This window comes from Aquimarina hainanensis, assembly GCF_042684685.1.
GTDB classification, from domain to species: Bacteria; Bacteroidota; Bacteroidia; order Flavobacteriales; family Flavobacteriaceae; genus Aquimarina; species Aquimarina hainanensis.
In genome coordinates this window covers 205317-220549 of record NZ_JBHULX010000017.1, presented here as the reverse complement: position 1 = coordinate 220549, position 15233 = coordinate 205317, and the positions used below count along the sequence as shown (strand labels likewise).

12 protein-coding genes are annotated in these 15233 nt (G+C 35.6%); 9 read left to right on the top strand and 3 right to left on the bottom strand.

The window, feature by feature from the left end; all coding sequences use genetic code 11:
• Nucleotides 1–70 precede the first annotated feature (70 nt).
• From ACFSTE_RS10550 to ACFSTE_RS10535, 4 genes are all read left to right on the top strand, one after another.
• Nucleotides 71–1828 (top strand): ABC transporter ATP-binding protein, encoded by a 1758-nt coding sequence (locus ACFSTE_RS10550; RefSeq protein ID WP_378256425.1) that lies wholly within the window; start codon nucleotides 71–73, stop codon nucleotides 1826–1828.
• Nucleotides 1829–1907: 79 nt separating this feature from the next.
• On the top strand, nucleotides 1908–2297 hold the full coding sequence (locus tag ACFSTE_RS10545) for a PUR family DNA/RNA-binding protein (RefSeq protein ID WP_176029252.1): 390 nt from the start codon (nucleotides 1908–1910) through the stop codon (nucleotides 2295–2297).
• 111 nt (nucleotides 2298–2408) lie between these two features.
• Nucleotides 2409–4919, top strand: coding sequence for a M14 family zinc carboxypeptidase (locus ACFSTE_RS10540; protein WP_378256427.1), 2511 nt, complete (start codon nucleotides 2409–2411; stop codon nucleotides 4917–4919).
• A 236-nt stretch (nucleotides 4920–5155) separates the two neighbouring features.
• Complete coding sequence (locus ACFSTE_RS10535; RefSeq protein WP_176029250.1) at nucleotides 5156–5716, top strand: thioredoxin family protein; 561 nt, start codon at nucleotides 5156–5158, stop codon at nucleotides 5714–5716.
• A gap of 69 nt (nucleotides 5717–5785) precedes the next feature.
• Here ACFSTE_RS10535 and ACFSTE_RS10530 read toward each other — a convergent pair whose 3' ends face one another.
• Entirely contained in the window at nucleotides 5786–6718 is a 933-nt protein-coding gene (locus ACFSTE_RS10530) for a peptidylprolyl isomerase (RefSeq protein WP_176029249.1), read from the bottom strand.
• Nucleotides 6719–6894: 176 nt separating this feature from the next.
• Nucleotides 6895–9102, bottom strand: a complete 2208-nt coding sequence (gene recQ / locus ACFSTE_RS10525) for a DNA helicase RecQ (RefSeq protein ID WP_176029248.1) — start codon at nucleotides 9100–9102, stop codon at nucleotides 6895–6897.
• Nucleotides 9103–9318: 216 nt separating this feature from the next.
• On the opposite strand from recQ, the gene ACFSTE_RS10520 reads away from it, so the two are divergent.
• The 4 genes from ACFSTE_RS10520 to lptB all read left to right on the top strand — a co-directional run bounded on the left by ACFSTE_RS10520 (nucleotide 9319) and on the right by lptB (nucleotide 12341).
• Nucleotides 9319–10284 carry a KpsF/GutQ family sugar-phosphate isomerase gene (locus ACFSTE_RS10520; protein ID WP_176029247.1) on the top strand — a complete coding sequence of 322 codons (966 nt, stop codon included), beginning with the start codon at nucleotides 9319–9321 and terminating at the stop codon, nucleotides 10282–10284.
• Between the two features lie 76 nt (nucleotides 10285–10360).
• Nucleotides 10361–11161, top strand: a complete 801-nt coding sequence (gene tatC / locus ACFSTE_RS10515) for a twin-arginine translocase subunit TatC (RefSeq protein WP_378258931.1) — start codon at nucleotides 10361–10363, stop codon at nucleotides 11159–11161.
• A 3-nt stretch (nucleotides 11162–11164) separates the two neighbouring features.
• Complete coding sequence (locus tag ACFSTE_RS10510; RefSeq protein ID WP_176029246.1) at nucleotides 11165–11521, top strand: carboxymuconolactone decarboxylase family protein; 357 nt, start codon at nucleotides 11165–11167, stop codon at nucleotides 11519–11521.
• A 79-nt stretch (nucleotides 11522–11600) separates the two neighbouring features.
• Complete coding sequence (lptB, locus tag ACFSTE_RS10505) at nucleotides 11601–12341, top strand: LPS export ABC transporter ATP-binding protein (protein ID WP_176029245.1); 741 nt, start codon at nucleotides 11601–11603, stop codon at nucleotides 12339–12341.
• Nucleotides 12342–12358: 17 nt separating this feature from the next.
• Here lptB and ACFSTE_RS10500 read toward each other — a convergent pair whose 3' ends face one another.
• Nucleotides 12359–13114 carry a CDP-alcohol phosphatidyltransferase family protein gene (locus ACFSTE_RS10500; RefSeq protein ID WP_378256431.1) on the bottom strand — a complete coding sequence of 252 codons (756 nt, stop codon included), beginning with the start codon at nucleotides 13112–13114 and terminating at the stop codon, nucleotides 12359–12361.
• A 468-nt stretch (nucleotides 13115–13582) separates the two neighbouring features.
• On the opposite strand from ACFSTE_RS10500, the gene lnt reads away from it, so the two are divergent.
• Nucleotides 13583–15169, top strand: a complete 1587-nt coding sequence (lnt, locus tag ACFSTE_RS10495) for an apolipoprotein N-acyltransferase (RefSeq protein ID WP_378256433.1) — start codon at nucleotides 13583–13585, stop codon at nucleotides 15167–15169.
• Nucleotides 15170–15233: the final 64 nt, after the last annotated feature.

Here is a 15233-nt window from a genome sequence, read left to right as displayed (position 1 = left end):
AAAACACTATTTTAGATAGTTAAATTTTAAGAATTCACTAATTTATACTCATTTTCAACGAAGCTGATTTATGCGTGCATTACGCCATTTAAACAAGTATTTTTTCAAATATAAATACCGCCTTTTAGTAGGGGTAATCATCACAGTTATTGCTCGTTTCTTTGCTATTGCTGTTCCTAAATTTGTAGGAGATTCCGTAGATATTGTCGAGCAATACATAAATAACTCCGTCACCGACATTGAAGTTGTCAAAGAAAAACTCATTCTCAATATCCTTTTTATTCTGGGGTCTGTTCTTATTACAGCCTTTTTTACATTTCTCATGCGCCAAACCTTTATTGTCGTATCCAGGTTCATAGAAGCTGACCTAAAAAATGAAATTTTCCGGCAATACCAACAACTCTCTGTCAACTTTTACAAAAAAAACCGTACCGGAGATCTTATGAACCGTATTAGTGAAGATGTTTCTAAAGTAAGAATGTATCTAGGACCAGCTCTAATGTACAGTATCAATACAATCACTTTATTTGTCGTAGTAATTAGTTATATGTTTAGTATTGCTCCACAACTAACATTATACACAATAGCACCGCTTCCTATCTTATCTATTGCCATTTACAAACTAAGTGTTTCTATACATAAACGCAGTACATTGGTACAGCAATTTTTATCTAAGCTTACCACTTATACTCAGGAATCGTTTAGTGGGATTTCTGTTATCAAAGCATACGGACTGGAAGAACAAACTCAGGAACGGTTCTCTAAACTAGCAAATACCAGTAAAGACAAACACATTGATCTGGTCAAAGTACAAGCTTTGTTTTTTCCGATGATGATTCTATTAATTGGAGTCAGTAACCTTTTGGTTATTTTTATTGGAGGAAATCAGTTTGTCAACGGGACAATCAAAGATTTTGGTATCATTGTGGAGTTCATCATGTTTGTAAATATGCTTACCTGGCCTGTAGCAACAGTCGGCTGGGTCACCTCAATTATACAACAAGCTGAAGCTTCTCAGGTTCGGATAAACGAATTCTTAAATGAGAAACCTGAAATCGTCAATACAGTTTCTTCTCATACTCCTATTGAAGGAAATATTGTTTTCAAAAATGTATCATTCACCTATGAAGACACTAGTATTACCGCCTTAAAAAATATAAGTTTCGAAGCTAAAAAAGGAGAAACAATTGCGATTATCGGAAAAACAGGCTCTGGAAAATCTACTATTTTAAATCTTATCGGTCGATCCTATGACGTGATTCAGGGAGACATTCTTATCAACAACACTCCCCTAAAATCAATGAATTTAGAGGAACTCAGAAAAAATATGGGGTATGTCCCTCAGGATTCCTTTTTATTTAGTGACACCATAAAAAACAACATTAAATTCGGAAAGGAAGAAGCTACGGATCAAGAAGTTTATGAAGCTGCAAAAAGTGCTTCGGTCCATAAAAACATCATTAATTTCAAAGAAGGATATGAAACTGTATTAGGAGAAAGAGGGATCACATTATCCGGAGGACAGAAACAACGAGTATCTATTGCACGAGCTATTATAAAAGATCCTACAATCCTTCTTTTTGATGATTGTTTATCTGCTGTAGACACTGAAACTGAAGAACAAATTCTTCATAATCTTAATAAAATTTCTAAAAATAAAACAGCTTTTATTGTCACACATAGGGTTTCTACAGCAAAAAACACGGATAAAATTATCGTTTTGGAAGATGGTCAAATAATCCAACAAGGCACTCATAACCAACTAATAACCATAGAAGGATACTATAAAAATTTGTATTTAAAACAACTAAGTGAAAAAGAAAATTGATAATTAGTTGTATGATTAACAATTTTTTTGGATTTTTGAATTCACTCAATTATAATTAATCAATTAAGAAATAAGGATTATGAGCGATAATGAAATGATGGAAAAAGAGGAAATTTTTTCAAAGGTTTTACGAGCAGGAAGAAGAACATATTTCTTTGATGTAAGATCCACCAAAGCTGGTGATTATTACTTGACAATAACGGAAAGTAAGAAATTTACTAACGATGATGGCTCTTTTCACTATAAAAAACATAAGATATATTTATACAAAGAAGACTTTGCTGGCTTTACAGATATATTAAACGAAATGACTTCTTATGTTATTAATGAAAAAGGTGAAGAAGTTATCAGCGAAAGACATCAGAAGGATTATCAAAAATCATATGAAACATCTTCTTACAGTAATAACAACGAAAAAGTTGAAGCATCCGCCGGGGAATTTACAGATATAAATTTCGAGGATATTTAAAAAGAATAAACTTAAGCTTAAGTTAAATTCCAAGGACCGCTTCAATTAATGAAGCGGTTTTTTTTATCTTCCCTACTCAATAAACTATTACGAACACGCAAATCAAAGAAAATGAAACACTGTTTTACGATTATACTCCTTATAATCAATTTCCTAGTATATTCACAGGAGAAAATTTCTTTAGATTACTATCTACCCGGTGATATTTCTTATAATCCAAATATCCCTACTCCTCAAAGTGTACTTGGTTATGTTCCTGGAAAGTGGCATGTCACTCACGATAAACTCATCCAGTATATGACTGCATTAGCAAAAGCGTCTCCAAGAGTACATCTTGAAAACAGGGGACACACCTATGAAGACAGACCGCTTATTTTACTTACCATTACTGCTGAGAAAAATCAACAACAACTTTCTAAAATACAAAAAGAACACCGACAGCTAACCGAAAAAAACGCATATTCATTAGCTATTGAAAACATGCCTGCTGTTGTATATCAGGGATTTTCTATCCATGGAAATGAACCCAGTGGAACAAATGCTGCTTTATTAGTTGCTTATTATCTGGCTGCCGGAGAGGGAGAAAAAATAAACCAGTTACTCGACAATGTTGTTGTTTTATTTGATCCTGCTTTAAACCCTGACGGAATCCAACGATTCGCCTACTGGGCAAATACCAATAAAAGCAAAAACATCAGTACAGACCCTCAGGACCGTGAATACAGCGAGATATGGCCTGGAGGAAGAACCAACCATTATTGGTTTGATATGAACAGAGACTGGCTTCCTGTACAGCTACCAGAATCCAAAGCACGTATACACACATTTCATCAATGGTACCCTAATATCCTTACAGATCATCATGAAATGGGACCTAATAGTACCTTTTTCTTTCAACCAGGAGTTCAATCAAGAACGCACCCGTTAACCCCTAAACTAAACCAGGAGCTAACTAAGAAAATAGGAAATTTCCATGCGAACGCACTTGATAAAATAGGATCTTTATATTTTACCGAAGAAAACTTTGATGATTTTTATTACGGCAAGGGATCTACCTTTCCCGATATTAATGGAGGAGTCGGTATCTTGTTTGAACAAGGAAGTTCCAGAGGTCATGCACAAAAAACCCAAAATGGAATCCTCACCTTCCCTTTTACGATACGAAACCAGTTTATTACTGCCTTATCCACTCTCGAAGCTGCAAAATCAATGAGAAAAGAATTACTGGCATACCAAAGGGATTTTTACAACGACATACGAAAAACAAAAAACAACCAATCTTATGTTTTTGGAAGTGAAAAAGATGCTGCTTCTGCATATCACCTGGCAGAAATACTAAAAAGACATCAGGTAAAAATATATGATGTAAAAAATGACTTTTCCAGTAAAGGAAAAGCGTACAAAAAAGGATATAGCTACATCGTTCCTAAAAACCAGAGACAACGTAAGGTTATTGAAGCTATCTTCGAGAAAAGAACTTCTTTTACCGATAGCCTTTTTTACGATGTCTCTGCCTGGAATTTCCCATTAGCTTTTAATCTAAATTTCAATGAGAATGCTTCTTCTCATATGGGACCTGAAATCACAGATTTACGCCCCAGAAATCCTAAAAAAGTAAGCAATAGTCAGTATGCCTACCTGATGGAGTGGCATGAATATTATACCCCTAAGGCACTATACCAACTATTATCAAAAGGAATACGCGTAAAAGTAGGAATGAAACCTTTTTCCCTGGAAGGCAAAAAATACGATTATGGCACACTCCTAATCCCCGTTCAAAATCAAAGAGCACATCAAGAAGAACTACATCAGCTACTTCAGACTGTCTCATCTTCAAATCACATTGATATCACAGCAGTTTCAACAGGTCTTACACAAGGAATCGATCTGGGGAGTAACCAATTCAAGACACTTTTCCTTCCTAAGATCGCATTACTAACCGGTCAGGGAATTACATCTTATGACGCTGGAGAAATCTGGCATCTAATGGATCAGCGATATGATATTCCAATTACCAAATTAGACACTGAACACATTCAATACAGGGATTTATCAAAGTACACTCATATTATCATGTGTAATACCAGAGGTACTGTTTTTGACAAAGAAATGATCAGCAAGTTAAAATCATGGGTACATGCAGGAGGAAATTTAATCGGATATAGAAATGTGGCTAATTTCTTTAAAAATCATGAATTCATGAATATTGAATACAATAAACCAGAAATAAAGGCAACTGATGTTACATTTGGAGAAAGAGCCGACTTTTATGGTGCTAAAAGAATTGGAGGAGCCATTTTTAATGCTAAAATTGATCGTTCTCATCCTATTAACTTTGGATATACTAACGAAAATATCGCATTGTTTAAAAATACCACTTTATTCATTAAACCTACTACATACGGTTATAAAAACCCTATTCAGTACACCAGTAAACCTCTACTAAGTGGCTATATCAACAAGGACAATCTAGCATCTATAAAAAATACAGTTGCTTTCAGACACCAAAACTCAGGAAAAGGAAATGTATTACTCTTTACTGATAATACTAATTTTAGAGCATTTTGGTACGGAACCAACAAGTTATTAATGAACGCTATCTTTTTTGGGAATATTATGTAAGCAACGAAAGGATAATAACATTGCGCTCTCATATGGCTAGTATATGCTCTAAATTCGATATAAACTTTCAGGCATTCGCTATTACTTAATAACGAAACTCACTAAAATAAACGTATGATTTCTTTATTTTTGACAGAGAAAACAAACGATAGTCACCTGTACACTTGTAACTAATTACCATTTTTAAACACTAACCTAGTTAGAACATTTAATAGGATTAAGAAATTTCATTTATTATGGCCAGAACACCTTCTAATATGCTTCCTCTTGGAACAGTTGCTCCTGATTTTTCTTTGGTAGATACCGTCACCAACAATACTGTAGCTCTGGAACAAATCAAAGGAGAAAAAGGAACGGTAATTATGTTTATCTGCAATCACTGCCCGTTTGTAATTCACGTGAATGAAGAAATAGTTCGAATTGCCAATGATTACAGGTCTCAGGGATTTGGTTTTATAGCAATTAGCAGCAATGACATAGAAAAATATCCGGATGATGCTCCGGATAAAATGTGGAAACATGCTCAAAAAAACAAATACACCTTTCCCTACTTATTCGATGAGACTCAGGAAGTAGCCAAAGCATATGATGCAGCCTGCACACCCGATTTCTACCTTTTTGACGCCAATTTACACCTTATCTACAGAGGACAATTAGATGATTCCCGACCCGGGAATGGGATTCCGGTAAATGGAAGAGATCTCAGAGAAGCATTGGATGCTGTCCTTAGAAACAGTAAAGTAAGTGATCTACAGAAACCGAGTATTGGGTGCAATATTAAATGGAAAGAACAATAAAAAGACTTTATACTAATAAAAAAACGTCTTTAGCTTTGCTAAAGACGTTTTTTTATGCTGTTTTAAAAATTATTTTACATCTACTAGCTCTACATCAAAAACAAGTGTTGCATTTGGTGGAATTACTCCTCCTGCACCTCGTTCACCATATCCCATATGTGGAGGAATTACAAAACTAGCTTTATCACCAACCTGCAATAATGAAATTCCTTCATCCCATCCCTGAATCACATGTCCTTGTCCAAGAGGAAAGTCAATTGGCTGGTTTCTTTTATAGGAAGAATCGAAAACAGTTCCATCTACTAAACTTCCTTTATAATGCACAGAAACAGTCTTTCCTTTTTCTGCTTTTACTCCAGCTCCTTTTTCTGTAATCTTATACCTAAGACCGCTTTCTGTTTTTTCAAAACCTACAGCTATTTCTTCTAATAGTTGTTCTGCTTTTTTCTTTGCAGCAGCTTCTCTTTCTGCCTTTGCTCCATTAAATTGTCTAAATGATTCAACTGCATTAAACGCTTCTGCTCCTGCTCCTACACGCTGGATTTCTATCGATGTAATCTCATCACCTTGTGCAATTGTATCAACTATATCCTGTCCTTCTACTACCTTTCCGAATACTGTATGTTTTCCGTCTAACCAAGGAGTCGCTACATGTGTAATAAAGAACTGACTTCCATTAGTTCCTGGTCCTGCATTGGCCATAGAAAGCACTCCTGGTCCATCGTGTTTTAAGTCGTCATGAATCTCATCATCAAAGTTATATCCTGGACCACCAGCACCTGTTCCTTGTGGATCTCCTCCCTGAATCATAAAATCTGCAATTACTCTATGAAACTTCAATCCATCATAATATGGTTTTCCTTGAGGAATTGCTTCATTTTCTAAGTTCCCTTCTGCCAATCCTACAAAGTTTCCTACTGTTCCCGGGGTTTTTTCGAACTCCAAATTAACCAGAATACTTCCTTTTGATGTATTAAATTTTGCGTATAATCCGTCTTGCATAACAGCGTCTTTTTTAGCTTTTTATATTTTTAAAGCACAAAGATACTTAATTGCCTCTCGATTATCGAATATTTTACCTCAATAAACTTCTTTATCCAAAAGAACTCTAATAAAACAAAAGAAGCTGTCTCTAATACAGAAACAGCCTCTTCTTTCTTTGTTGTTTTATCTTTCTATCAATTAGCGACTTCACTAATAAATTTAATACGATACAATCGAAGCTCTTCATCATCATAGTCTCCGTCAAACTCATCCAATGCATCATCAATCTTATCATTTTCCGCTTCCAGGAAATACTCATGAATCTCTTCTTGCTGATCTTCATCTAATATTTCATCAATCCAGTAATCTATATTTAGTTTAGTCCCACTATAGACAATTGCTTCCATCTCCTTGATAAAATCATCCATTTCCATCCCTTTAGCCCCAGCAATATCATCCAATGGCAATTTCCTATCCACATTCTGGATAATATACAGTTTTAATCCGCTATTCGCTCCGGTACTTTTTACCACAAAATCATCCGGGCGCATTATATCATTCTCTTCGACATACTTTTCAATAAGAGCTACAAACTCTTTCCCATATTTCTTCGCTTTTCCTTCTCCTACTCCATGAACATTCGCCAATTCACTGATAGAAATAGGGTATTTCAATGCCATATCTTCCAGAGAAGGGTCTTGAAAAACCACAAATGGCGGGACTCCTAACTTCTTTGCTACTTTCTTTCTTAGATCTTTGAGAATCTCCACTAATTTTGCATCTCCGCTTCCTCCTTTATTAAGTGCTTTTGCCGTAGTAATTACAGTATCATCTGCTGCCTGATCATAAATATGATCTTCTGTCATCATAAAACTTTCAGCTCCCTTGACGAATTCTTTCCCTGCATCAGTAACCTTAATAATTCCGTATGTTTCAATATCTTTTCTCAAATAACCTGCTACCAGTACCTGGCGTATCAGTGCCATCCAATATTTATCATCTTTGGATTTTCCAGAACCAAAAAAGCCTTGTTCATGCGTTTTATGAGAGATAATCAGAGCATTACTCTTCCCTATCAAGGTATTCACAACCTCTTTAGATTTATAAATTTCTCCTGTTTTTTCTACAACCTCCAATAAGGTCTTTACTTCTTCTTTTGCTTCATTCTTTTTCTTCGGATTACGAACATTATCATCCATATCAGCTCCTTCTCCATTCACTTCATCAAATTCTTCTCCAAAATAATGAAGGATAAACTTTCTTCGGGAAATTGAAGTTTCTGCAAAAGCAACCATTTCCTGTAAGAGTGCATGACCTATTTCTTGTTCCGCTACAGGTTTCCCACTCATAAACTTCTCTAGCTTCTCTATATCCTTATACGAATAATAGGCCAGACAATGTCCTTCTCCTCCATCTCTTCCTGCACGACCGGTTTCCTGATAATAGCTCTCGATGCTTTTTGGGATATCGTGATGAATTACAAATCGCACATCTGGTTTATCAATCCCCATTCCAAAGGCGATGGTTGCCACAACAACATCCGTATCTTCCATCAGAAACATATCCTGATGTTTCGCCCTGGTTTTGGCATCTAATCCTGCATGATAGGGAACCGCTTTCACCCCATTCACTTCAAGGGTCTGCGCCAGTTCTTCTACCCGTTTTCTACTCAGACAATAAACAATACCACTTTTACCACTATTTTGTTTTACAAAACGAATAATATCAGCATCTACATTCTTGGTCTTCGGGCGGATTTCATAGTATAGATTTGGCCTGTTAAAGGAGGCTTTAAATGTTTTAGCATTATGAATTCCCAGATTCTTTAAAATATCCTCCTGCACCTTGGGGGTTGCTGTCGCAGTTAAGCCAATAATAGGAATTTCTTCCCCTATTCGCTTTATAATATTTCTAAGGTTTCTGTACTCAGGTCTAAAATCATGTCCCCACTCACTAATACAATGAGCTTCATCTACTGCCAGAAATGAGATGTTCTGTTCTTTGAGAAAATCTACATATTCTTCTTTTGTCAAAGATTCCGGTGCCACATAAAGCAATTTGGTTACTCCATTGACAATATCATCTTTCACTCTTTTTATTTCAGACTTATTTAATGATGAATTTAAAACATGTGCAATACCAAACTCTGAAGAAATACTTCGTATTGCATCTACCTGATTTTTCATTAAAGCAATAAGAGGAGAAACGACAATGGCTGTTCCATCACTCATTATAGCAGGTAATTGATAGCAGAGAGACTTCCCTCCTCCTGTAGGCATAATTACAAATGTATTCTCTTTATCCAGAATACTTCTAATTACCTTCTCTTGCAATCCTCTAAATTGACTAAAGCCAAAGTGCTTTTTTAAAGCTCCCTGTAAGTCATTTTCACTCATACTCATTGATCACTATTTTATATTCCAATAAATTACCGCCATTAAACCTTTATTCCCCCAAACATTGGCTTAACGAATCCTTAAATTTTTTATTTTTAGCATGTCAAAGATAATTATAAACCTTTTTTTTGACAATATTTAAAATTCATAAGGTATTACATACCTTTGCATTTATTAAAGATAATAAAATCTTCAATTAATAACACGCAATTTTAAAAAATTTTGAATACGCAGGACACTATAATTTCATTTGCCAAAAAAACCATTTCTGAAGAAGCTCAAGCCATTTCTAACCTGGAAAGTCTGATTGACAACGAGTTCTCTGAAGCAGTTCAGAATATACACAATTCTCAAGGGAGAGTTATCATTACCGGAATTGGTAAAAGTGCCATTATCGCTTCTAAAATAGTTGCTACAATGAACTCCACAGGAACCCCTGCGGTATTTATGCACGCTGCAGACGCCATCCACGGTGACCTGGGAAACATCCTTAAAGATGACATTGTTATTTGCATCTCTAAAAGCGGTAATACCCCTGAAATAAAAGTACTGGTTCCCTTAATTCAAAACTTTGGAAACAAGTTAATCGCTATCACTTCTAACAAACAATCTTTTCTGGGAGAACATGCCGACTATGTACTACACGCATATGTAGAAAAAGAAGCTTGCCCTAATAACCTGGCTCCCACAACCAGTACGACTGCACAACTTGTAATGGGAGATGCCCTGGCTGTTTGCTTATTAAATCTCAAAGGGTTTTCCAGTAAGGATTTTGCTAAATATCACCCTGGAGGTACTCTGGGGAAGAAATTATATCTACGTGTAAGCGATATTACTGCTGGAAATGAGAAACCACAGGTATCTCATGATGCCAATGTCAATAGTATTATTGTAGAGATGACAGAAAAAAGATTAGGAGCTACTGCAGTTACTGACAATGGAAAAATCATTGGAATTATTACTGATGGAGACCTTCGTAGAATGCTGACAAACAACAGTTCTTTTGAAGGACTAACAGCTAGTCAAATCATGTCTCCTTCTCCTAAATGCATCAATGATGATGCAATGGCGATTGATGCATTAGAACAACTGGAAGAATTTGGGATTTCTCACTTGCTATCAGAAAAAGACGGAACCTATCGTGGAATTGTTCATATTCATGATCTGATGAGAGAGGGTATCTTATAAACCACCAAGCGTCTAACCTTATTAATTTTAAAAAAATAAAACATTGAAAAATAACCCAAAAAAGAATCCTCAGACTATGTCTTTTCTGGATCATTTAGAGGATTTGCGATGGCATTTAATCAGAGCTACTGCTGCTGTGCTCATAGCAGGTATTATTGCCTTTATTGCCAAAGAGTTTATTTTTGACGTTATTGTTTTCGGTCCCAAAAAAGCGGACTTCCCTACATATAAAGGACTTTGCAAAATTTCTAAGCTATTAGGATTAGACGAAAGCTTGTGTTTCAAGGAGCTTCCTTTTAGTGTTCAGAGTCGAAAAGTAGCCGGGCAATTTTCCGTACATATATGGACTTCTATCACTGCTGGATTTATTATTGCCTTTCCGTATGTACTTTATCAGTTTTGGAAATTTGTCGCTCCAGCTATGTATGACAATGAACGCAAACACTCCCGAGGGTTTATAATCGTATGCTCTGCCTTATTTTTTACGGGAGCACTTTTTGGGTACTATATCATCACTCCATTATCTATTAATTTCCTAGGAGGGTATCAGGTTAGTAAAGAAGTAATTAATGAATTTGATATTGACAGTTATATTGCTTTATTACGTGCTTCTGTCCTCGCCTGTGGACTCATATTTGAGTTACCAGTTGTTATGTATTTCCTGGCTAAAGTCGGATTAGTAACTCCAGAGTTCCTAAGAAAATATAGGAAATATGCCCTGGTAATTGTCCTTATATTATCCGCTATTATCACACCTCCAGACATTGCGAGTCAGATTATTGTAGCAATCCCAGTATTGATATTATACGAAGCGAGTATCTATATAACCAAGATGGTTATCAAAAAAGAAAAAAACACCTCTCTAACAACAAAATAAATCATGAGCGATATTGTAGATGAATTTAATGCATACCGAGAAAAAATGAATTCTCGTATTCTCGAGGACAACAATAAAATTATCAAGCGTATTTTTAATCTGGACACCAATGCCTATATGCCCGGAGCACTGGATGTAAAGACAAAAGAACTTTTAGGGTTAGTCGCCTCTGCGGTTCTTCGCTGTGATGACTGTGTCAAATATCATCTCGAAACTTCTTATAAAGAAGGTTTATCCAAAGAAGAAGTAATGGAAGCATTAAGTATTGCTACATTGGTAGGGGGAACCATCGTTATTCCACATCTGAGAAAAGCATATGAATTCTGGGATGCATTAGAAAAGAAAGAAGCCTCTTCATAAATTTCTGATGTGTTAAGAAAATTATACATTTACCAATCCAAATTTAGCAACGCTTTAAAAATAAAGAAGTCATTCTACTATGAAATTAAAAGCCGATAATTTAATCAAATCATACAAAGGTCGAAAAGTAGTAAAAGGAATCTCTCTGGAAGTCAACCAAGGAGAAATTGTAGGACTACTAGGTCCCAATGGAGCAGGGAAAACAACTTCTTTTTATATGATTGTAGGGTTGGTAAAACCCAATAGTGGGAAAATTTCTCTGGATAGTACAGACATTACCAAATTCCCTATGTATAAAAGAGCGCAGAATGGAATCGGATATCTTGCACAAGAAGCATCTGTTTTTAGAAAACTAAGTATAGAAGATAATATCCTTAGCGTATTACAATTGACTAAACTCTCTAAAAAAGAGCAGTTGCACAAAATGGAATCTCTAATAGATGAATTCAGTCTCGGGCATATCAGAAAAAACAGAGGTGATCTATTAAGCGGAGGAGAACGAAGAAGAACAGAGATTGCTCGGGCATTAGCTACAGATCCCAAATTTATTCTTCTAGATGAACCCTTTGCCGGAGTAGATCCCGTTGCGGTAGAAGATATTCAGCGTATTGTAGCACAATTAAAAAACAAAAACATAGGTATTCTAATTACTGATCACAATGTACAGGAAACCCTAGCCATCACAGATCACACTTACCTTATGTTTGAAGGAAGTATTCTCAAGGCTGGAGTACCAGAAGAATTAGCCGAAGATGAAATGGTTAGAAAAGTATACCTCGGACAAAACTTTGAGCTTAGAAAAAAGAAACTGGACTTCTAGAGCACTTGTATATTTTATTAACGGTCACCTGTTTTGACTAACAGCGACATGATTACATACAGAAGGATTATACAGGGAATGGATAAAAACTTCAACCAGGCAATGAAACCGATAGTAAGCACCAAAAATGCATACCTGATTTTATTATCCTGTATATTCCACGTTTTGAACTTAAGTGCAAACAGAGGAATTTCTGCATTGAGCAAATAGCAACTCACCAACGTCAATACTATCAAAAACCACTTATTAAGAATTATAGCAACGACCCATCCCTCATGTTGAAATTTTAGTATCAAAGGTAAACTTATGATCAACAGCGTATTTGCCGGAGTAGGCAACCCAATAAAAGAGGTCGTTTGTCTCGTATCAATATTAAATTTAGCCAATCGATATGCCGATGCCAAAACAACAAGCAACCCCAGTAAAGAAAAATAGGATGCATCTATACTGGCAAATACCTGATTTGTATTCCAGGTTGGAGGTGTTACATAAAAAGGTTTGCCAAATACTTTAGTTAATAACTGATACATCACAATTCCCGGTACAACTCCACTGGTGACCATATCAGCCAAAGAATCTAATTGTAATCCTAAAGCACTCTGCGCATTGAGTAATCTTGCAGCAAGCCCGTCAAAAAAATCAAAGAATATCCCAAGCATCGCAAAAAAAGCTGCATATTCCAGGTGCTCCTGAACAGCAAAAATAACTGCTATGGAACCGCTCAATAAATTGAGCAATGTAATACCATTAGGAACTTGTTTTTTTAACCACATATCAAACCGGATTTTGTGTAAAAATAGTAAACTATTTTAGTCTATTCCTACTATTATTTTGCCTATTCTCCATAAACTTCTTCTGTACATACACATAGGTCATCAACTAGAAACAAATTTTGAATTCCAGAACACATCTCAAGAGATTACAATTATATCAATCTGGGCAAAAAGTCATGAAGTAAATATTAAATACTTATATCCCTAAAAATCATACAAAAACAAAATTCACTAAGTAAAACCCATCTTTTTATTTTTACTATATCCCTCAAAAAAAAAACATACCAAACCAACAGTTCGCAATACAACCACATCGTTTCTTTTAAAAAAACTTTCTTAACCTTCTTTTTTATTTCTTCATTATTTTTTAGCACTCCACATCTTCACTTTGTCACAAAATAAGTTTACTTTCGTTTGTAATTTAAACCCTTCTGTATTCCTCAGAAGGGGATTAAAACATATTTTAGGGTGAAAAAGATTCTTTTAGCAATTCTATCCGGTGTATTACTGACAATCAGCTGGCCAACCTATGGTTTTCCTATTTTCTTATTTTTCGGCTTCGTTCCTTTACTACTTGCTGAGTATCAACTACGGACTGCCAACATGAAAAAAGCAAAAATATTCGGACTTTCCTTTTTATCCTTCTTTATCTGGAATATAGCAACAACCTGGTGGATCTATAATTCGACTGCCCTTGGCATGTGGATTGCTGTCATCACCAATAGTTTACTGATGTCTACTGTTATCCTTATATATCACAGCGTAGCAAAAAAAACAACCTTTACAGTAAGTACCTTGTTTTTAATCTGCCTATGGATGAGTTTTGAGTACATGCATTTACACTGGGAATTCTCCTGGCCATGGCTTAATCTGGGAAATGGTTTTGCAGACTTCATCTCCTGGGTACAATGGTATGAATACACAGGTACTTTTGGAGGCACTCTATGGGTATGGATTCTCAATATCAGTATTTTTAAAAGCATTCTCTTATTTCAGAAATACCAGGAAAAAACCATTTTGTATCGAGCTGCTGTAAAAAACGGACTACTCATCATACTCCCTCTAAGCATTTCACTTCTTATCTTCTACACATATGAAGAGAAAGGAGAAGATATTGAGCTAGTGGTTTTACAACCAAATATTAATCCTTATACCGAAAAATACAATACAACCGATCAAAAAATAGGTGCTTTATTGCACAAGTTAGCTACAGAAAAAATTACAGATAGTACTGATGCCGTTATCGCCCCTGAAACGGTATTTGCAGATAATAATAAACTCAAAAGGTTTTCTTATTCTATTGCCAAAAATACAGGGCAGCAAATTATTGAAAATAGCAAAAAAGCGCATTTTTTGGGAGGAATATCTATGTACGATCGCTTTAGAGATCCCCGTAGAGTTCATTCTCAGACAAACATTATTAGAGAAAACGATTTTTATGACGACTACAATTCTGCCTTTTGGGTTCGCCCAGATGGCGCTACAGAATTGTATCATAAAACAAAATTAGTAGTAGGGGTTGAAAATTTCCCGTATCAAAGTATTCTGAAACCAATTGTAGGGGATGCAATGATTGATCTTGGAGGAACTGTAGCAAAAAAAACTACCCAAAAAGAAAGAGAGGTCTTTTTTACCAAAGATAGTCTTGGTATTGCTCCAATTATTTGCTACGAAAGTATCTATGGAGAATTTATTACTGGCTATGTAAGAAATCAGGCTAACATTCTGGCAATTATCACCAATGATGCCTGGTGGGGCAATACTGAAGGACATCGTCAACACCTGGCATATGCCAAATTAAGAGCTGTAGAAACCAGAAGAAGCATTGCCAGAAGTGCTAATACTGGAATTTCTGCTTTCATCAACCAAAAAGGAATTGTTCTAGACTCCTTATCATATGAAAAACAGGGTGCCCTAAGAGGTGTCATCAAAACAAATAACGAGGTAACATTCTATGCTAAAACCGGAAACTTTATTCCCAGGATTGGATTGTTTCTTACACTATTTATATTTCTCTTTTCTGTCACGCGAAGAAAAAAACCGCTAAACATCTAACATCGTTCATTAACGATAAGTTCCTTTCAGAAAAGCGTTAGCATCTTTAAATCTCACTTAGCAT